This window comes from Fibrobacter sp. UWB7, from assembly GCF_900142945.1.
Taxonomy (GTDB): domain Bacteria; phylum Fibrobacterota; class Fibrobacteria; order Fibrobacterales; family Fibrobacteraceae; genus Fibrobacter.
The window spans coordinates 309,448-328,523 of the sequence record NZ_FRCO01000003.1 but is presented as its reverse complement, the minus strand read 5'-3'; the positions used below and the strand labels follow the sequence as shown (position 1 = coordinate 328,523).

The window sequence follows — 19,076 nt, the reverse complement described above, 5'->3', positions numbered from 1 at the left end:
TACAAGTGTAACGACTGCGCTTGTCATGAAAAAGCTGTACTCCGACACAAAACGGACGAGCATCACAAGCGAGTTTGTGGAGCAGCAAATTAGCGAGATTTCGGAGCTTGCGACGCTCCACCACCACTACCGCAAAAACGCGAACTACCAGGACGCCAAAAAGCTTCTCGAATACATGCCTGACTGGAGAATCAACAAGTCCATCAAAGAATTTTCGCTTGTTTATGAGGGCGATGTCAAGCTGGGTTATGACTTGAAGGATATCAAGATTCTTGTCGAACCGAACTCGCAGAACATTTTCATTTATCTGCCGGAGCCCAAGATTCTGAGCCACAGCATTGATTTCGAAAGTATCCAGATTCTTTGGGAAAAGCAGGGCTGGTTCAACAATATCCGCTTTGAAGACTTCAAGCAGTTCTTTATTTTAGAACAAAAGAAATACGAGCAAGAAAACAGCGAGGAGCTCAAGCGCAGAGCACGCGAGCATGCGATGAAGTTAATCCAGTTGCGACTCGGGACAACCATAGAACACGGCTACAAGGTCAATCTGGAACAGCGCGAATAAAAACTGGCCGCCCCGCGAGGGACGACCAATTTAATTTTCGGTCTGGATCCTATCGCCTCTGTCGAGGCTCCAGGATGACAGCAGGCGAACTTAGTTACCGCGTTCGAAGCGGATGAAGTTCACGACCTTCAAGCTGGTAAGGCCGAGCTGCTTTGCAACGACTTCCTGGAGGTAGTCCTTGACAGAGAGCTTCTTCGGGTTCTTTTCAGACATGAAGAATTCCTGGTCTTCGAGAACGATTTCCTTAAGGACCTTAGCCACGCGGCCATCAATCTGGCGCTGCATGAATTCAGGCTTGGTCTGCTTGCCAGAAGCTTCGATCTGAGCCTTGGCAATTTCCTTTTCCTTTTCGATCGTTTCAGCCGGAACTGCAGCATCGTTCAATGCAACCGGAGCGAATGCAGCGGCCTGCATAGCGATGTCCTTAGCAGCCTGCTTGAGAGCAGCTTCGTCAGCAGAGCCTTCGAAAGCGAGTTCAGTGATAACACCGATCTTGCCCTTCATGTGGCTGTAAACGCCAAACACGGAGTTCGGGACCTTCTTGATTTCTGCAAACTTGCGGAAGTCAATGTTTTCCTGAATCTTCACGAGGACGTCCTGGAGGCGGTCATTGATCTTGACGCCATCGACGACAGCGTTCTTGAGATCTTCGACGGAAGCGATATCCTGCGTTTCAACAGCCTTGGTGGCCATAGCAGCGAGGGCAACGAAGTCGTCGTTGTTGGAAACCGGTTCAGTTTCGCAGGTGAGTTCGAAAGCGGCAGCCTTGTCAGCAGTTTCGATAAGGTAAACGCGGCCTTCCTTAGCAGCCTTGTCTGCGCGCTTTGCAGCGACAGCAGCACCGTGCTTGCGGAGGAGTTCAACGGCCTTGTCCATGTCACCGTCAGTTTCGACGAGTGCCTTCTTGCACTGCATCATGCCGACGCCAGTCTTCTGGCGGAGTTCGTTAACGAGGGATGCGGTAATCTGCATATTACTTGTCCTCGCCGTTGTCGAACTTCTTCACTTCTTCCTTGGATTCCTTCTTGTCAGCAGCGACGCGCGGCTTGACGTTAGCAGCGATGTAGTCCACAATGAGCTTGAGGGACTTCACAGCGTCGTCGTTTGCCGGAATCGGGTAGTCCACGAGGGTCGGATCGACGTTCGTGTCGCAGATGCCGATGATAGGAATGTGGAGACGGCGAGCTTCTGCAACAGCGATCTTTTCGTGAGCGAGGTCGGTCACGACGAGAAGGCCCGGGAGGTTCACCATTTCGCGGATACCACCGAACACGTCGAGGAGCTTGGCGCGTTCACGAGTCTTGTCGAGGACTTCCTTCTTGGAGAGAGCCTGGAAGGTGCCGTCCTGTTCCATGGTGTCGATCTTGTCGATCTTCTTGATGGACTTGCGGACAGTCTGGAAGTTCGTGAGCATACCGCCCAACCAACGGTTGGTGACGGAGAACTGGTTGCAGGTAGCAGCAGCGTCGAGCACGCACTGACGTGCAGTCGGCTTCGTGCCAACGAAGAGCACGGTCTTGCCAGATTCAGAAATCTTGGCAGCAGCCTTAGCAGCTTCTTCGAGGAGGTCACGAGTCTTGGAGAGGTTGAGAACGTAGATGCCGTTCTTTTCTGCCAAGATGTACGGTTTCATTTTCGGATTCCAGCGCTGAGTCTGGTGACCAAAGTGGGAGCCTGCAGCAAGCAGATCTTCGACGGAAGGCAAATTAGCCATAGTATATTTTCCTTTTCGGTTGTTACTACCCGGACTGCAATTAAGCCACAAAGCGAAGTCAATATTAATTGTACCGCGCCACCGAAGCGACTCTTGCAAGCCGGTGATTGTTTACGCCCAGGCGATATTGCTTGGACGGGAGCAAAGATAGAAATTTTAGTGGTTAGTGGCTAGTACGCAGTAGTTAGAGGACGAGAGAAAATGCTGGAAAAAGGGGGCGTTGGTTACTTCGGCCATTAATTTTCAAAAAAAACTTTTTACATTTTTCTTATTCCATACGATAATTAAAGCACAGACACCAAAAGAGGACACTCATGCAAATTGTGCTCAACACTCCATTCGCCGACAAAGAAAACGATTTGACAGATACCCTCTTCACGTTTTTATCGAATTCGCTTCGGGCAAGCGACATCACCATTATTGACAACCAAAGCGAACTTGCCGCCGCAACGAACGGCCCAAACACATTCCTTATCAACGGAATAAGTTTCGCAGACGACACTCCCGAAGCCATCGATCAAGACGGCAACCGCATCGACATCGCCATCGCATTCAATGACGATGCAAGCCGCCCCAGCGACAAAATCATCGAATTCGTCCAGAAATCATTCGCTGAATTCGGCCATTACAACATTAGTATCAATCCGCCTTTTATCAGCAGCGTTGTCGGATCGCCAGACTGCCCAACACTCACCATAGCATTCCGCCGCAACCTTTATCTTGACGCGGGCACGCACCGAATGCGCTCAACAGCGTATAAATGGAACCATTTGCTCAATAACATTTATCAAGGAATTGCGAGCAAAAACAAAACTACCGTCGTCGCACAGAACAAAGAGCACCTCATCGAACTCATTAACAAAGCCATTGCAGAACATGGCCCAAATTGCGACCTGAATTTCATTGACGTCTCCAACGTGACCGACATGAGTCGGCTCTTCTTTAATTCCAACTTCAACGGAGATATCAGCGGTTGGAATGTGTCCAACGTAACGGACATGTCGCACATGTTCTATTCGAACATTTATAAGTACATGCGCTATCACAACAACCCTTTCAACGGGGATCTTAGCCGTTGGGACGTGTCCAAAGTCAAGAATATGGAAAGCATGTTTGAACAGTCCGCATTCAACGGGGATATCAGCAAATGGAATGTATCAAACGTGACCAACATGCACAAGATGTTTACCGACTCCGAATTCAGCGGAGACATCAGCCTGTGGGACGTTTCTAACGTTATCGACATGTCCGCCATGTTTGCCGGAAACAAAAAATTCTTGGGCGATATCAGCAAATGGAACGTATCGAAAGTCACGAACATGAGCGATTTATTCTGGGGAACTCCATTCAACGGAGACTTGAGCAAGTGGGATGTTTCTAGCGTCACCGATATGCATGGCATGTTCGAAAGATCCCTGTTCAACGGTGACATAAGCGATTGGAATGTATCCAGCGTGATTAAGATGGGCGGCATGTTCAAAGGAAGCGCATTCAACGGCGACATAAGCAAATGGAATGTATCCAGCGTCACCGACATGCACGAAATGTTCTACAATTCAGCATTCAATGGAGATATCAGCAAGTGGAATGTTTCGAACGTGACCGACATGAGAGGGACATTCAGCGGTTCCAACTTCAACGGAGACATAAGCAACTGGAACACCCGTAACGTAACTTGCATGAACTATCTGTTCAACGCTTCAAAATTCAATGGGGACATAAGCAACTGGAACGTGTCTAACGTCAAAAGCATGCACGGCATGTTCTATGAAAGCGAATTTACCGGCGACATCAGCAAATGGAACACCTCGAACGTCACAGAAATGAGCAGCATGTTCAAGCAATGCCTGTTCAACGGAGACGTCAGCGGGTGGGACGTTTCTAACGTAACAAACATGAACAACATGTTCTATGGAGCGAAATTCAACGGAGATATCAGTCATTGGAACGTCTCCAACGTGACCGACCTCCACGAAATGTTCACCGCTTCAAAATTCAGCGGAGATGTAAGCGGTTGGAAATTCGCCCACAAGCCAAAATCCAAAAACGCATTCAAGGGAACATCTCTCGAAAGGGCAGGCAAGCTCCCGCCATGGTACAAGAAGTAGAAAAATCTGGCAAAACATCATGTAAAGCGATTACAAAGCCTTTATTGTAAACTCTAATTTACAAATTAAAACTTCTAACTGTCATGTTTTGACATACCGGTTTTCTATCTTTGTTTTTGAAGATATGAGAGTATTTGAATTTTTCTCCGTCGCTTTCTCCGGCACCAAAACCTTGAGTGCCTCGCCCGCTACCGCTCCAACATTCGGATCGGCCACATAATCAAAATTATATACGCCTTTTTTGCCTTTTGATAAAGATCAAAGGGTGTTTTCTGTCGTCTTTCCGCCACCATCACCGCCCAAACCACAGCCAAAACCACTTCCAAGGGGAACCTCACATGAACCAGACCAACAACACCGCCGCCATCAACAACCTCATCGCCATCGCCCAGACCGCCGTAAACGAGGACGTCCGCAACAAAGCCATCAACGAACTCTGGGGCCTCTGCGGAGACCAAATCGCCGGTATCATGGCCGGAAAGTCCTTCCAGATGGATTCCGACTTCAGCCTCAAGGGCTATAGCCCCAAGGAACGTCAGGACAGCCTGTTGGGCAACGCCTACTACCTGTTCTACAACGCCGTAGCCACATTCAACCCGTCCCTGGGCGTCCCGTTCATCGCGTACACCACCCAGAAAAGCAGCTGGTTCCTCGCCACCGAAAAGCGCAACAATTCCAAGCGCAGCAAGCGTGAAGAATACGTGGACTTCTCCCTGGAATGCGGCCCCAGCACCGAAAGCTCACCCGAAGCATCCCGCATGATGGAAATCTTCAAGGGAATCGCCCACAAGGACCGTTTCGAAAATGACTGCTACTGGGAAGATGCAGTCCAGGTTCTCAGCCACGCCATCCAGAATTCTCCCAAGCTGAGCAAGTACTTCGAAGCCAGCCTGGAAGTCTGTAAGGAAGGCGATGACTACAGCGACGCCAACGTCGCAAGATACATGGGTTGCACCCGCGCATGCGTCGGACAGTACCGCAAGGCGCTCCTCCGCATGATGGAAGAAAACGGTCTGTCTGCAGAATTCAACCAGCTCATGGCCGCGTAGCAGTCGCGAGGGGATTCGGGCGGGGGAAAAGTTCAACATTCCCCCAAAAAGCAAATACAAAAGAAGAAACCGTTCTATTACAAAACAGTTCTATCAGAAATTTCAAAAAGGCTTCACTATACGGAAACCTAATTTTTGAATCACCTCAGAAATTGTTCTTTCAGAAGATATCGCCCACTCTTCAAGAATACTCTTAATGTTATTTTCTTCATTAAACAGCAGCTTCTTTATCCTCGCCCTGAAATGCCCATCTATTACATCGTTCATTTTGTTATTTAGAATTGAAAAAAATTCTTCTCGTAGAACAGGAAATATTTTTAGAGCCATTTCTAGATAAAGAGAAGTTTCACTCTTTGTCGGAATCAACCCAGCAAGTTCCAAAGTTCTTAAAGGATGTAAATAAGGTCCCGCTCCCGGTCCAGAACTTATAAAAGGCCACTTAGAACATTGATGAAAACGGACCTCTCGAAATTCCACTTTTTCTAAAAAAGTTTGTTCCGCCATAATCATATACATAAAGATTATCGAAAACATGATATTTTCGGTAGCATCGTCTCCTGGACGTCCGTCTTCCCAACGATCGTTAACGCCATCATAAATATACAGAATTTCAACGAATCCTTCGTCATCCTTTGCTGATTTGAAATACCGCTTTAATTGCCCGAGAAACTTTTGTCTATAATAAAAAGAAAATATTTTAGAATTAAAGACAATTCCTGTGAGGCCTGTTGAAGGTTTATATTGTCGATATAATATACGTAGCGTTTCAAAAAGACTGTGACGAATATATCCTACAATGAAATTCTTATCAAAAAATTCTTTTTTAAAGCCATCAGATTGATATGAGTTGAAGAACGGCTCAAGCCTTTCTATCACAAATTGCAGAACCATGGGTGCCACATCCAGAATATCTTCAATTTCTTTTATTTGGTTTATCTCTCGTTTGATACCAGATCTTTCTAGAAATGACTCCAATAACTTAAAGTCTGCATTGAAAATCATCCAATTGACGCCTAATTCATACATTAACTTTATAGCCGAGTCTCTACTCCATTTTTGTTCTAAACATACCTGTATAGCATAAAAAGAAGCTGTAAGAGAGACAAATATTACCCATTCTTTATGATTACGCCTAGACGGGAAGCAGCCTCCCCAAGGGGACAACCTACCATTTTCAAAATACCCCTTCAGATCCTTTGAAAAGCATTCACTGTAATACGCCTCAATTTCGTTGATAGAGTATTCTGTTGTCATAATCACCATATCTTTTAAAACATATTATGCATTCTTACAACAATATACAAAATGAGATTGATCTTTCATAAACAAAAAACAGCCCAAACATCATCTAAAGACCTTTTAAGTTTGTTAATCATAATAAATTTTTAAAAATTCATTTTACACTTACGACTTTGCCTACGATAATAATTACAGAAGGCACAAACAAGGAGAACGCCTCATGAAAAAGTACCAGATTGTAAACGCCCGAGTAGATCAGTACAGCGGCGGTCCGGACCCAGCCATTTTCAACGCCGAAGTCGAATTGAAACCAACGAAAGGAAAACCGTTCTTCTTCATCATCTCCGAATGCGATGGGATGCCGATAATCTACAAGACTAAATCATCCACATTCGACTGGTGGATGGATCAAGACACATATTCCGACGAACTCGACAAATTACAAGAAGCCGGCGCTCTGTACGAAAGCGACGGTTACTCCGAGCTGTTCGAAAACCACGACGATATCGAATGCTACGAAGGCCTGCGTTACCTCATTTACCTGATCCGCACCAGCTGGGAAGAAATGGAAGCGTTCATCGCACAAACGAAGGGCAAGTTCCTCGACGAGATTGAAATCCCGAAGTCAGATGTCGAAAAGGAATGGGAAGAAAGTGCGTAAGGTTTATTAACAAGGAAATCTTCGACAATACAAAAAGGAACCCACCGGAAAAGCCGGTGGTTCTTCATATGCGGGCCCTGCCCTAGGATACTAGCAACGCGTCACGTCGCGTCGGTCAATCTGCCACTTGCGAATTGTCCTTACCGGCGGCCCGTAAACGGGCTATAGTTTTCCCAGCATTGTCAACTGTTCTCCGTACTGGTCTTCCTTCAGCTGATTTTGAATATACGTTGCAATCCTTGCCGTATTTTTACCAGTCGTGTCAACATAGTAGCCGCGACACCAAAATTCCCTGTTACGGTATTTGAACTAGAGTGATTTGTACTTTTCGTAGATCATCAGGCTACTTTTCCCTTTCAAGTACCCGACAAAACCCGAAACGCTCACTTTGGGTGGAATCTCGACCAACATGTGAACGTGATCCGGGCAAACCTCAGCCTCCAAAATATTGACCTGTTTCCATTCGCAAAGCTTTCTCAGGATTGCTCCGATTTCGACCTTTTTCTCCCCGTAAAAGACCTTCCTTCTAAATTTGGGAGCAAACACAATATGGTATTTGCAGTTCCACGATGTATGAGCCAATGTGTTATTATTTCTATTATTCATTTGAAATCCTTTGATTTTATTGTTATGCAGTTGGCAGACCGCATATCAACAGTAATCAAGGGATTTCTTTTTATCCGAGGGCGCAACGCCAGAAGGCTCTTTTGAACCACCAGCCTAGCTGGTGGTTTTCATTTATACAATAAGGGTCCACGAACATCTTGCCCTCGTTATCGCGGAACGGGAAATCCACTGTTTTCCCGTTAGTCTTGATTTTGACACGGATGTCGTACGCCGGGTGGAGCGCCAACAGCATTTGTTCCACCTCGCCGCATATCCAGCGTTTTTTACCGAAAAGCATAGGTTCTCCTTTTTACCGATACAGATACGGCAATTGTCTCATATTGTTGTAATACGTAGTCATATTCGATTTCTGGCTATCCATCATGTGGTTCGGATCGTCAATACGGATGCAGCGGATTGGGTAATAATAATCCTGTTTCAAGAGGATACCTCTCATGGTTTCCTTAATCCCATCTTGCTGTTCTTTCGTGTAACTGTTCGGCACAATCACAGTCGGGAACCCATCACTCGTCCAGACGACGCTCAGGGAGTCCACTAATTCCATAGAATCCTTCTCGTTATTGTAAAACCCGGACAGGTTCAGTTCAACCGTATCGACCCACCCATAAGTCTCTTCGTGCAGGTGAGCACGCAAACGTTGCAGGCCACTCGGGTCCAAAGAATCAACAACCTTAGTAGGGCTAAATGTCGGCCAATACATCAAATGCCCCTTTGGGGAGAAAAACAGCCCCGCATTCTGCTCCGCCGAGGCGATTTTCCAGCCCGCAGGACACGCGTTGAGCCGCCCTATAGAAGAATAATAGCGCCCTCGTTCGCAAGTGGAATCCAGGCAGAAACTGCAATGCGTCTTGTATCGCAAATTTTCCAGCATCAAGTGGAAAGTCACGGTATCACCACCCGCCACAAAGCCCGAATCGTGTTCCGACATGTCGCAGCCAGTATACCCAGCATACTTCAGCACTATATATTCATTGCTGTCGCGCGGGTCCACAAAGGTCTCGAGCTTCTGAAAATAGTAGCTATCAATATCCTTTTCAGGACAATGCGCATAATTATGGGGAGTTTTCCACGAAATTTCCAGCCTGCCGGACACCAATGCACCCACGACATACCAGAAAGCCATCACGATTAGCAACAAGCCCAAAGGCTGGCCGAAAATTTTATAAGAAAAGATTTTAAAGAATTTCACTCTAACCTCCAAAGAAGCGTACACAATGATATCGAATAATCTCAGCCACATGTAAATACGGCACGCAAAAAAAATTTCAACTTTTCCCAGTTTACTTTTTCACTTCAACAATCGATATATAACACAGTTATGATTTGGACGTCTACACTCTTCAATCTCAAAAGTTTAGAAAACTTTACAAAAGAAATTTTCGGCTGTCATATTATGACATACCGGTTTTCTATATTTAGGAGCATGAGATTGAATAAGATTTTCTCTATTCGTTTTTCCAGCGCATTGAACAGCGCAACACCGATTTTCGTCTATATAGGTCCAGCAAACGGCTTGACCAAATAAACAACATTTCAGCAATTCACGCCATAGTCTTTTGATAAAAAATTATCAAAGGGCGTTTTGCCGTCTTGTCTCAAAATTTTCAACTTCCCAAAGGAGCTTGCTTATGCAGCACAACAACACCAAGGCTACCGCCGCCCAGATCAACAACCTCATCGCCATTGCCCAGGCCGCCCCGAGCGAATACGCCCACGACAAGGCAATGTACACCCTTTGGGACATCTTCGGGGACTACGTCATGGCACTCGTCGCCAAGAACTCGTTCCAGATCTGCTCCGATTTTAGCCTCAACGGCTGCAGCCCCAAGGAACGCAAGGCCAACCTGGCCGGTGACGCCTACATGGTCTTCTGCAAGGCAGTGCAGGATTTCGACCCGACCTTGAAAGTTCCCTTCGAAGCTTTCTTCGCCCAAAAGATCAGCTGGCACATGGCTGACGAAAAGCGCAAAAACGCCAAGCGCGACAAAGTCGAAAAAGTCGAAAGCAAGCTGAAAAAAAACGATGACGAAGCCGACTCCATCATTGACAACGGCGATATGAACCCATTCACCGGGGAACGCAACGAGCTCGAAAGCGACTACGAACAGTGCGAAATCATCGACATCATCAGGCACCGTCTCGCCAACAGCCCCAAGATGCTCAAGGCATTCGACACCATGTACGAGGTGAGCCGCAATTGCGACAAGTACACCGACGTCGAAGTCGCCGAAGCGCTGCACTGCACCCGCGCCAACACGGGAAAGATCAAGAAGAACATTTGCAAGTTTTTGATTGACTGCGGGCTCGAAGACGAATGCCGCCTCCTCATGGCGGCGTAACGCCTAGTCGACATCGAAAAAATCCATAGTAACCTCTTCGTTGAACAAAAAGCCCGGTGACCGTTAGGCCATCGGGTTTTGTCATAGCAGCATCATTTACCCCCAATACCCTAGCCCGAAAAACACAAGGAAAACCGGAAGGATAAAAATCCACACGCCCTGAAAATAATGCTCCAGGTCTGAATTGCTCATCGTGGAATGATCAATCAGCGAAATCACCAAATACCAAAGCCCGACGTAAGCCCAAACAGAGTGAGCCCCAGCAAAGATATACTTAAGCAGCACATAGCCAAGAGCAAATCCGACAACCGTCGGAGCCACAGCGGTTAGCGAATGCTGCGTTGCCTCCATAAACCACGGCCCCCTCGTACGGTAACTGATATGGCCAAGACGCCCGCCATCATTTTCGAACATGCAGACTTCATTGACTTCCGCCCCTGTAATGACAGCGAATATCAAATGAGACATCTCATGCACAAACGTCCCCGGGAACGTCACAAAATTCACAAAAAAGTACGCCAAATCGCGATTGAGCGACCCGATGAGCGCTACCTGCAAGCGTTCAAGTCCAAACAAAATCAACCCCGCAACAACAGGAGCGAGCAAAACGACAACTGTCAAAACAGCACTGACAGCAGCAATAGCGCCAGGACCATTACCCCAGCCAAACCAAGCGACAACGTGAGCCATCGAAGGAAGCGCTACCATGAAAACCTCCCAAAACACATATATAATAATATCGAAAAATCATATTTGGGTGTAAACATGTTAAGCGCAAATGAAAAACAACACCATTGACTCACGTATTATTTTACATTATATTTGTAATATAAAAGAGGTTATTATGGCTACAACTGTATTACAAGTACGTCTTGACGAGAATTTAAAAAATGAAGCAGCAGAGATTTTCGAAAGCCTTGGTATCGACATTCCAACGGCCATCCGCATCTTTTTTAAACGCGCTGTTGCTGAAAAGGGAATTCCCTTTGAACTGCGGGATCCATCCGCAATTTATAACGCCAATCCAGGTTGGAAAGCGTTCATGGACTTGCGCAAACAAGCCCAGCGAAGCGCAGCCGCAGGCATGAGCGAATCCGAAATTGAGGCAGAAATCGCCGCATACCGTTCCGGCAAATAAACCCGTATGTCGAGGGGGTTCATGATTTACGCAGTCATTGACACAAATGTCATTGTTTCCGCACTTATTACCAAATCTCCAAATTCGCCGGTATTGCAAGTTGTTCAAAGAATATTTTCAGGATTCGTCTGCATACTAGTGAATAAAGAGATTCTTGCCGAATACCGAGAAGTTCTATCTCGCCCGAAATTTGGTTTAGAAAAAGATTCCATCGAAACCGTTATTTCTGAATTGTTAAAACACAGCTTAGACGTAGACGCGCCACCAAGTGGCACAGCTTTGCCAGACCCTAAAGACGTTGTATTCTACAATGTTGTTCTCGCAAGGCAAGATAACGGGGCTTACCTAGTAACAGGCAACATTAAACACTTCCCCGTCTGCGAATTCGTTGTCACACCGCGAGAATTTCTTGAGATTATCGATACACCTCTGCAAAAAATGTTCGTGAACGACGGCATGCGAAAATACAGACCTTAAACACAGCAAAGCCCCGCGGCAGCTCATTTTTCCAACCGCTCATCAGCGTAGCACCTTGCGAAAATTAAGATTTTTCGTTCGCCAATGGCGAACGATTTTTTCTCATTCCAAGCCCATCCGCCCTTTATAGCTCCAAACTAAGCTTGAACGTTTTCTTAAATGATCATACACGTCAATTCATTCCTTGAATTATTATTATAAAAAAGAATGTATATTATCGTTAACATTTTTCTTTTTCCAACATTTTAAGGGACCATATGGATAAAAAACTTTTTTCAGTCACATTAATTCGCAAAGGAAACATTGTATCCCAAAAAAGAATTGATCCAGAAAACAAAGTGGATCCCTTAGAAAATTTGAAAAAAATTGCGGAAAAAACTTACTCTTCCGAGTTCATTTGTTTTGACACTGAAAAGTACGGATCCACAATTATAGTACAAGACGACACAACCTTATGCACTCACTATTACAATAGAAAAACAGGAGAACAAGTCGGCGAAGTTCTATACGACAATGGGAAAATAAAAAGAGCTTGGATTGAAGAAAAAACAGGAAATTACATTATTAACCGAGAAGAAACCTTTTTACAGTCAGGTAGACCAGAAAAAAGAAGACTCTTAATCTACGTCCAGAAAAATTATCTAGAACTAATTCATTTCTCTTTCGAAAAATATAAAGATGGATATTTAGACTTATTCGCAACAAGTATCAACGATCCGGCAATATCAAGTGGGGATGGAGACTATGTTCGATATCTTTACCGAAATGGAAAAGTTCTAACAAAAGAAATTTTCAAGGGAAATGAATTCCGTTATAAACATTTAAGCAATTTTGAGTCTGCCAAAAGAGTACCTATACCCGTTCTTTATTGTGTTCAAGGGGATCTTGCAATCCGTTACACAACCGAATACTCATGCATTCGCAAAGAAACTGATTTTAAAAGATCGGGAATGCCCTGCATGATTATCGAAAGCCGATTAGACACGGAAAATTTCGTTGACATTAATAGCGCCCATGTTGATTACATCCCCCTATATGAACAAGGCGATATTTTGAACGACTCAACTTGCAAAATAGCAACACAATACAACAATTTTCAAAAAACAACCACCGAAACAAAGTCTCAACCAAACAATAATGATACTATAGAATATGACATAAATGCAAATGAAATAGAGGAATTCCTAAACAAACTTGATGCGAAAGAAGAAAATTTCTATCGTATAAATATTCATGGTACACTATATCTATCAGACTATAAAGATTGCATTTCCATATTTTCAAACACTTTAGACAATCCGAAAATTTTTATTGTGCTCGACATGAGCGATTGTAAAATCATCAATCCCGAATACCTATATTTTGAAAACTGTCCATCTCTTCGCAACGTAACATTCCCTAATGGATTTAGCTATTTAAAGCAAGACAGCATCTTAAATTGCCCAAATCTATATAATGTAACTCTACCTAAAAGTATTGAGCAAGTTGATGCTGGAGCATTTGATGGATGTCGCCTATTCCGATTTTTTCTAAACGCTCCTGTTTCATACACTAGTCTAATTTACAGCAGCTTAAAGAAACAATGCCGTAACGCTTATTCAAACAACTCAATCTATCCCGATAGGTTCACGCCAACAGACAAGCCCCAATTTAACAACTTCGGATTCATTGAATTACCCAAAACATTCATCAACGGGGTTGTTGTAACCAAATACGCTACTGATTTTCAAAAAGACATCGGTTTGAGCCCCTACGAACTAAAATCACTACTAACTGAACAATGTTGGCTTGTCGGAAACAACCTTACAACACCCAATTATGCTGCAACAGCAAAATCCAGTGGTATCACCCCATTCACTGGAGCCGACGCAATTAAAGAACTCATGAACCGGAAACAAATCGCAGAGCGGTACTCAAATCTTTTAATTAATGAAGTTCCCATAGTTCCTTATAACTGGCGAACAAAATATGTGCAAAATGGTATACCCAAAGACACGTATCTAAATCAGCTTTATTCTAATCTTCTAAACAAAACAAGGTCCTCCCAAACGATGTATTTTTCTTTCTATGACAAAGACATTCAAAAAATACTCATAGAAATAGCGGAAAACCCTTTTTATCAATCAGCAATGTGGTATTTAAAGAAAGCGGAGCTTTTATACTAAAAAACATTCCTTATATATTTATATATATTGGCTATAAATCAGGAGTAATTAAATTTTGGCAAAGACAACCAGCCCATATTCTGCATCAATAACAGGCGGAGGTTACCTTCAAGACGAATTCGACCGCCTATTGCCGTTGATGTTATCAAACAGGTCTAATGAGCTATTAAAGGACGAGATTGCCAACAACAATCTTTTACAAATCAATTCTCTAAATACAAGAAATCGAGCCGTTGCTGAATTCAAGAAGAGATTTTCTACTTGTGATGAAAAATTTTGGGACCATTACCAAAACACTATAGGAACGGAACATCAACTGCTCTATTTTTTCGTTTTACTTCGTACCTACAGAATCTTATTAGACCTGCACCTCCGCGTTACAGTCAGAAGATTCATGGCCGCAGACGAGACGTGGTCGTCAGAAGCAATTCGCCAGGAATTTGATGAAATTGCAGTTAATGATGAATTTGTGGATTCGTGGACTGATATGACAAAGAAAAAAATCTCATCAACATACCAAACAATCCTTCGCAAAATTGGTTTTTTAGAAGAATCTTCCGATACCCTACATGCAATTTCTCAAAACGCAAATGACTACAGATATTTTTTAGAGAACGGCGAAATTTGGTTCCTAGAAGCCTGTTTTTTACGCCAGTATGAAATTAATAACATGAGGAGCGCACTTTCATGAGTTCCATGACATTGACAAACCTTTATGCCAAGCTCAAAAACAAAATCTTTCGAAATCCCGCCAATGGAGATTTGTTCTATAACTATTATATATTCTTGTATCCTGCAGCCGAGGAGTATAAATGGCGCAGAGACATACTCGATATAAAGGAAAAACTAATTAGACCAGCCGATTACATAGACACTCTTGTCCTGAACTTATTTGATGAATTCTGCGATTATTTAGACCACATTTCCTTCGGCAAAAGCCCATCCTTGCTGAAATATCTTTTAGAAAAAGAATCTCAAGGAGGGAACGCAATTGAGCAGGTTCAAAAATCACTAACACTTCATGCAAACAGCAAAGAGTTTCTGCAGCACATTCACAATCGAATTACAGAACACGTAAGTAAGCAAGAAGATGAATTTACAAGACCATACATATTCATCCATGGTGTAGGACAAATGTATCCTTACCTACGAACGAGTACATTTTTTGCTCAATACGAGCCACTTAACAAACCTAGCAAGTACAAGATGATTTTGTTCTATCCAGGAACAGCCTGTGATGACGACACAAAATTTAAACTCTTTGGTGTCCTGAATGACAACCATAAGTACAGATCACACCTTTTAATTAACGACGAATACTAAGGGAGGACACAATGCCTACGCAAAAACAGTTATACCAAAAAGACATTGATAGAGAGCTCAATCCTGTAATCAGTGTTGAAAACTTTGACGAAAAAGCTGTTTTCACTGAAATCGATGAATACGTATTCACCGAAGAAATCATAGAAGGTCTTTTCAATATTATTGATGCCATTCGTTCTAGGAAATACAACCATGACGGCATTTGGATTAATGGTTACTTTGGCAGCGGCAAATCCCATTTCCTTAAATTTTTAAACTACTGTTTTGATCCCAAATATCGAGACAAAGCCATTGAAAAAATGGTAAACGGGGCCAAAGAATTCGACCCCATTACAAATCAGAAAAGCAACTTACATATTGTTCAATCTGAAATCCGAGACTTGGCGGAATGGCTTAAAAAAGCAACTGTAGATAGAATTATTTTTAACATAGAACCGGTTGCTAACAAAAACACTGATGAAAAAAAGATGTTCCTAAATATATTCTGGAACGAATTCAATCATTTTCGTGGTTACCATAAGTTCAACCTCGCTCTCGCTCAACTATTTGAAAAAATACTCGACATCCATGGCAAATTCGGTGAATTCAAAGAAAAAATCAAGGAATCTGGGCATGATTGGGACAATTTGACCGATGCAATGCAACTCGCCGTATCCGAGTTAGACCTCGTTCTTGAAAAGGGTAAAGAAGTCTTACCTTCCTTATCAATCGATGTAATCCGTAAAAACATAGAGCATGATGAAACATTCCTTAGTATTGAAGCGTTCACAGCAGAATTACAAGAATATTTAAAAGATAAAGACGACAATTACAGACTAATTTTCCTGGTTGATGAAGTATCCGCATTCATTAATGGTCGTCAGAACCTACTACTTCAGTTGCAAGAAATAGTCACCAATTTGCATTCAACATGTCAAGATAAGATATGGGTGGCATGTACAGGTCAAGAAGACCTCAGCGAAGTTGTAGAAGCTTGTCAGATAAAAAATGTGCAAGATGCTATTGGCAAAATCATGGGACGTTTTCAAGTCCGTATGAGCCTTAAGGGGACAAAGCAAGAATATATTACCCAAAAACGTATTTTAGAGAAAAATGGCGATGGAGAGAAATACCTTAGCGATTTATATACTCAAAAAAGAACAGCCTTAGAAGCGCAATTCCACTTACCTGCCACCTACGATTCTTATAACAACAAAGAAGAATTTGTAAACTACTATCCATTCGTTCCGTATCAGTTACGCCTAATCCAACAAGTTTTTGACAGCTTTACCAATCTCGGATTTGTTGATAGTGAAGTCAAGGGAAACGCACGTTCTATCATCAAGGTCACTTATACAACCGCTCAACTAACTAAAGACGAAGAAATCGGCCATTTTATCAGTTTTGACCAATTCTTCAACGCAATGTTTCAAAATGTATTTAGAGACAAAGGGCAGAAAGCGTTGAATAATGCAGCAAAAGTTGCAGAGGAATTTCCGAATGATCCGGAATTTGCAATACGAGTTGTTCATGTGCTTTTCATGATTGCCAACTTGAAAGAGAACGACAAACTTCTATTCAAAGCGACCGTTAGCAACCTTGCTACGCTTTTAATGCGAGATATAGACGCTCAAAAGTTGTCATTAGAAGAGAACGTGTCCAAAGTTCTGAAATTCCTCTGCGAAAAGAACGCCATTCGAATGGAAACAGATAAGCAAAATGACGAAATTTATCTTTTCTACAATGATGACGAAAGGGAAGTTGCCGACCTTATCAAAAACACGCGCATTGACGACTCTTTCTTAGCAGAAAAATTAAGAACCGAAGTTGTTTCATACTATAACATGACCAACAAGGAACCCTTCTATACAAGATCCTTCAGCATTGGCGGAGACATCTTCGGTAGAAAATTCCTCGCAACGAATAATCCAGACTCATGGGTTGATTTTATCTTTGAAAGCAATGGAGCCATCAACGCCGAAGCCTACGCCCTCACAAACTCAGAAAAAAGTCATCTCGCATTCTATTTAGCAGATTTCTATGAAGGCGATACAGGCTTTAAGAAAGAATTCTTCAAATATTGCAGGACCTGTAAATTCCTTGAAACGAGCCAATCATCCTCTCCAGCCAGAACAAAGACGTTCGCAACCTTCCGTGAACGAGCTAATGCGGATTTGGTAAAATTACGCAACATGCTACAGAAAGCCTTGGACAATTGTGCAATCATCTCTGAACACAGTGTCATTGCTTCTAGCAACCTTGCAAAACAAGGAAAAGACCGTTACAAGTCAGCAATCAAATATCATCTAAACAATCTTTATCCTGAAGCAAAACTCGTTGAAAATTATTCAAAAGATGCAGCCGCACTTGCAAACAAAATTAGAACCCCCATTCCAGAAGATACTATGGGTATTGGCTATCCTCTAGGAGACGCCGAACATAAAGTTGAAACGCATCTACAAAAGAAAGGCGATAAAGTAAATGTTAAAGACGTTGTTCAAGCATTTAGTCGCCCCCCATATGGATGGGGAGAAACCTGCACTTTACAAGCGCTGAATGAACTTGTGCGCTCTAGGCGTTTTGAATTCCGCTACAACAATATTCCACGCCCCGACACAAGAACTGTTGTTGAAAACCTTTTGAAAAATCAGGATAAGTTCACCATTGAAACAGCCGCGGCAATTCCTCAGCAATTGGTAAACGAATTTATTGAAGTTTGGAAAGACTGTTTCAACGAAATCAGCCTCGGAGGCAGTAACGATGCTATTTCCGTGTTTGACTTTTGTAAAAACGCCGAAAAGAATCCTGATACGGCCCTTTGTGTAATTATTTCTGATTACAACAAACTAGCACAGGAATTTGGCGACAAGCCCTTTGTCACCCCGTTAAAAAAGGCTATTGAAATTCTAGAGTCTTGGGAAAAAATCTATGACGACCCGAAAACATTTTTTGAGACAGTCATTGCCAATCGCGAAGAAATGATAGATTTGCTAGGCAAATGCCGTGAACTGAAGAACTTTAAAGAGAGCAATTATGATCGGTATTGCGATATTCTCAACTTTGTAACGACTAATGTAGAAAACTTTGACTATCTTGAGGATGCATCCTCTTCTGTAGAGGGAGTTAAGACTATAAGTACAGACGCATGGCCTATTGAGAATATAAGAGCATACAACAAATGGAAGCAAGAACTGGAACAAAAGATAAACGATCAACGAGAATCACTTCGCAAAGAGTTACAAGACGCAAACACAAAAGCATTTGATGAATTAATTGAACTGGCGACGACTTTGAAGCTCAAAAACGCGCCAGAAGTATACTTGCCCCCCAAAGACTCCTATATAAATACAGGATGCGAAAAGACTAGTCTCGCGGGACTCAAGAGTGCTCTTCACGAAGTCGATGAGAATAAGAGCAAAATGATTTCTGTTCTGTACAGAAAACACAATGAAGAAATCACGCCTACAAAACCATCGTCTTCCAATGACAAACCAACCGATGAACAAACGCCACAAAGGCGTAAAATGGTCATGGTAAACATCAAAAAGGACATTACCCTGCACTCAGGAACACAACTTCGATGTGAAGCCGATGTCGATGAATATCTGCAAAAGATTAAATTACAGCTAATGCAACATATCAACAGCGAAGAATTCACTATTATTCAATAGCACTTAAATAAAAAGGTTTTC

General features: G+C 43.1%; 17 protein-coding genes and 1 pseudogene. 11 read left to right on the top strand and 7 right to left on the bottom strand.

What is annotated here, in order from left to right; all coding sequences use genetic code 11:
* Nucleotides 1-25: 25 nt before the first annotated feature.
* Nucleotides 26-565, top strand: a complete 540-nt coding sequence (locus tag BUC30_RS11080) for a DUF4230 domain-containing protein (protein ID WP_244536598.1) — start codon at nucleotides 26-28, stop codon at nucleotides 563-565.
* Between the two features lie 90 nt (nucleotides 566-655).
* Here BUC30_RS11080 and tsf read toward each other — a convergent pair whose 3' ends face one another.
* A complete protein-coding gene (tsf, locus tag BUC30_RS11075) occupies nucleotides 656-1,537 on the bottom strand; it encodes a translation elongation factor Ts (RefSeq protein WP_014545687.1) in 882 nt (293 codons plus the stop codon).
* A gap of 1 nt (nucleotide 1,538) precedes the next feature.
* The gene (rpsB, locus tag BUC30_RS11070) at nucleotides 1,539-2,279 is read right to left on the bottom strand and encodes a 30S ribosomal protein S2 (protein WP_015731872.1); all 741 of its coding nucleotides are present in this window, start codon (nucleotides 2,277-2,279) and stop codon (nucleotides 1,539-1,541) included.
* A 314-nt stretch (nucleotides 2,280-2,593) separates the two neighbouring features.
* On the opposite strand from rpsB, the gene BUC30_RS11065 reads away from it, so the two are divergent.
* Nucleotides 2,594-4,387 (top strand): BspA family leucine-rich repeat surface protein, encoded by a 1,794-nt coding sequence (locus BUC30_RS11065; protein ID WP_244536597.1) that lies wholly within the window; start codon nucleotides 2,594-2,596, stop codon nucleotides 4,385-4,387.
* 338 nt (nucleotides 4,388-4,725) lie between these two features.
* On the top strand, nucleotides 4,726-5,436 hold the full coding sequence (locus BUC30_RS11060; protein ID WP_073424913.1) for a hypothetical protein: 711 nt from the start codon (nucleotides 4,726-4,728) through the stop codon (nucleotides 5,434-5,436).
* A 102-nt stretch (nucleotides 5,437-5,538) separates the two neighbouring features.
* Here the strand turns inward: BUC30_RS11060 and BUC30_RS11055 are convergent, their stop codons facing one another.
* Entirely contained in the window at nucleotides 5,539-6,690 is a 1,152-nt protein-coding gene (locus BUC30_RS11055) for a hypothetical protein (RefSeq protein ID WP_139260835.1), read from the bottom strand.
* A gap of 205 nt (nucleotides 6,691-6,895) precedes the next feature.
* Here BUC30_RS11055 and BUC30_RS11050 point away from each other — a divergent pair, with 205 nt between their 5' ends.
* A complete protein-coding gene (locus BUC30_RS11050; RefSeq protein ID WP_073424911.1) occupies nucleotides 6,896-7,336 on the top strand; it encodes a hypothetical protein in 441 nt (146 codons plus the stop codon).
* A 162-nt stretch (nucleotides 7,337-7,498) separates the two neighbouring features.
* On the opposite strand, the pseudogene tnpA reads toward BUC30_RS11050, so the two are convergent.
* The 3 genes and pseudogenes from tnpA to BUC30_RS11035 form a co-directional block, all read right to left on the bottom strand.
* A pseudogene (gene tnpA, locus BUC30_RS11045) lies at nucleotides 7,499-7,942 on the bottom strand (IS200/IS605 family transposase).
* Between the two features lie 70 nt (nucleotides 7,943-8,012).
* Nucleotides 8,013-8,240 carry a hypothetical protein gene (locus BUC30_RS11040; protein WP_073424909.1) on the bottom strand — a complete coding sequence of 76 codons (228 nt, stop codon included), beginning with the start codon at nucleotides 8,238-8,240 and terminating at the stop codon, nucleotides 8,013-8,015.
* Between the two features lie 12 nt (nucleotides 8,241-8,252).
* Nucleotides 8,253-9,152 (bottom strand): fibrobacter succinogenes major paralogous domain-containing protein, encoded by a 900-nt coding sequence (locus BUC30_RS11035; RefSeq protein WP_073424908.1) that lies wholly within the window; start codon nucleotides 9,150-9,152, stop codon nucleotides 8,253-8,255.
* A gap of 439 nt (nucleotides 9,153-9,591) precedes the next feature.
* Between BUC30_RS11035 and BUC30_RS11030 the strand changes: the two genes are divergently transcribed.
* On the top strand, nucleotides 9,592-10,302 hold the full coding sequence (locus tag BUC30_RS11030; protein ID WP_073424907.1) for a hypothetical protein: 711 nt from the start codon (nucleotides 9,592-9,594) through the stop codon (nucleotides 10,300-10,302).
* A 96-nt stretch (nucleotides 10,303-10,398) separates the two neighbouring features.
* Here BUC30_RS11030 and BUC30_RS11025 read toward each other — a convergent pair whose 3' ends face one another.
* Nucleotides 10,399-11,010, bottom strand: coding sequence for a hypothetical protein (locus BUC30_RS11025; protein ID WP_073424906.1), 612 nt, complete (start codon nucleotides 11,008-11,010; stop codon nucleotides 10,399-10,401).
* A gap of 70 nt (nucleotides 11,011-11,080) precedes the next feature.
* Between BUC30_RS11025 and BUC30_RS11020 the strand changes: the two genes are divergently transcribed.
* From BUC30_RS11020 to brxC, 6 genes are all read left to right on the top strand, one after another.
* Entirely contained in the window at nucleotides 11,081-11,440 is a 360-nt protein-coding gene (locus BUC30_RS11020; protein WP_244536596.1) for a type II toxin-antitoxin system RelB/DinJ family antitoxin, read from the top strand.
* A gap of 21 nt (nucleotides 11,441-11,461) precedes the next feature.
* The gene (locus tag BUC30_RS11015) at nucleotides 11,462-11,917 is read left to right on the top strand and encodes a putative toxin-antitoxin system toxin component, PIN family (RefSeq protein ID WP_073424905.1); all 456 of its coding nucleotides are present in this window, start codon (nucleotides 11,462-11,464) and stop codon (nucleotides 11,915-11,917) included.
* Nucleotides 11,918-12,174: 257 nt separating this feature from the next.
* Nucleotides 12,175-14,082 (top strand): leucine-rich repeat protein, encoded by a 1,908-nt coding sequence (locus BUC30_RS11010; protein WP_073424904.1) that lies wholly within the window; start codon nucleotides 12,175-12,177, stop codon nucleotides 14,080-14,082.
* A gap of 55 nt (nucleotides 14,083-14,137) precedes the next feature.
* Entirely contained in the window at nucleotides 14,138-14,773 is a 636-nt protein-coding gene (locus BUC30_RS11005) for a BrxA family protein (protein ID WP_073424903.1), read from the top strand.
* Complete coding sequence (locus BUC30_RS16350; protein WP_244536595.1) at nucleotides 14,770-15,405, top strand: BREX protein BrxB domain-containing protein; 636 nt, start codon at nucleotides 14,770-14,772, stop codon at nucleotides 15,403-15,405. The genes BUC30_RS11005 and BUC30_RS16350 overlap by 4 nt, the downstream gene beginning before the upstream one ends.
* Nucleotides 15,406-15,416: 11 nt before the next feature.
* A complete protein-coding gene (gene brxC / locus BUC30_RS10995; protein WP_073424902.1) occupies nucleotides 15,417-19,055 on the top strand; it encodes a BREX system P-loop protein BrxC in 3,639 nt (1,212 codons plus the stop codon).
* The last annotated feature ends 21 nt before the right edge of the window (nucleotides 19,056-19,076 follow it).

What these genes read in the sequence shown, in the direction of transcription:
- BUC30_RS11015 (WP_073424905.1), top strand. Translation starts at nt 11,462, where the DNA reads ATGATTTACGCAGTCATTGACACAAATGTCATTGTTTCCGCACTTATT.
- BUC30_RS16350 (WP_244536595.1), top strand. Translation starts at nt 14,770, where the DNA reads ATGAGTTCCATGACATTGACAAACCTTTATGCCAAGCTCAAAAACAAA.
- tsf (WP_014545687.1), bottom strand. Translation starts at nt 1,537, where the DNA reads ATGCAGATTACCGCATCCCTCGTTAACGAACTCCGCCAGAAGACTGGC.
- BUC30_RS11080 (WP_244536598.1), top strand. Translation starts at nt 26, where the DNA reads ATGAAAAAGCTGTACTCCGACACAAAACGGACGAGCATCACAAGCGAG.
- BUC30_RS11020 (WP_244536596.1), top strand. Translation starts at nt 11,081, where the DNA reads ATGAAAAACAACACCATTGACTCACGTATTATTTTACATTATATTTGT.
- BUC30_RS11030 (WP_073424907.1), top strand. Translation starts at nt 9,592, where the DNA reads ATGCAGCACAACAACACCAAGGCTACCGCCGCCCAGATCAACAACCTC.
- BUC30_RS11010 (WP_073424904.1), top strand. Translation starts at nt 12,175, where the DNA reads ATGGATAAAAAACTTTTTTCAGTCACATTAATTCGCAAAGGAAACATT.
- BUC30_RS11060 (WP_073424913.1), top strand. Translation starts at nt 4,726, where the DNA reads ATGAACCAGACCAACAACACCGCCGCCATCAACAACCTCATCGCCATC.
- BUC30_RS11055 (WP_139260835.1), bottom strand. Translation starts at nt 6,690, where the DNA reads ATGACAACAGAATACTCTATCAACGAAATTGAGGCGTATTACAGTGAA.
- BUC30_RS11065 (WP_244536597.1), top strand. Translation starts at nt 2,594, where the DNA reads ATGCAAATTGTGCTCAACACTCCATTCGCCGACAAAGAAAACGATTTG.
- BUC30_RS11040 (WP_073424909.1), bottom strand. Translation starts at nt 8,240, where the DNA reads ATGCTTTTCGGTAAAAAACGCTGGATATGCGGCGAGGTGGAACAAATG.
- brxC (WP_073424902.1), top strand. Translation starts at nt 15,417, where the DNA reads ATGCCTACGCAAAAACAGTTATACCAAAAAGACATTGATAGAGAGCTC.
- BUC30_RS11025 (WP_073424906.1), bottom strand. Translation starts at nt 11,010, where the DNA reads ATGGTAGCGCTTCCTTCGATGGCTCACGTTGTCGCTTGGTTTGGCTGG.
- rpsB (WP_015731872.1), bottom strand. Translation starts at nt 2,279, where the DNA reads ATGGCTAATTTGCCTTCCGTCGAAGATCTGCTTGCTGCAGGCTCCCAC.
- BUC30_RS11050 (WP_073424911.1), top strand. Translation starts at nt 6,896, where the DNA reads ATGAAAAAGTACCAGATTGTAAACGCCCGAGTAGATCAGTACAGCGGC.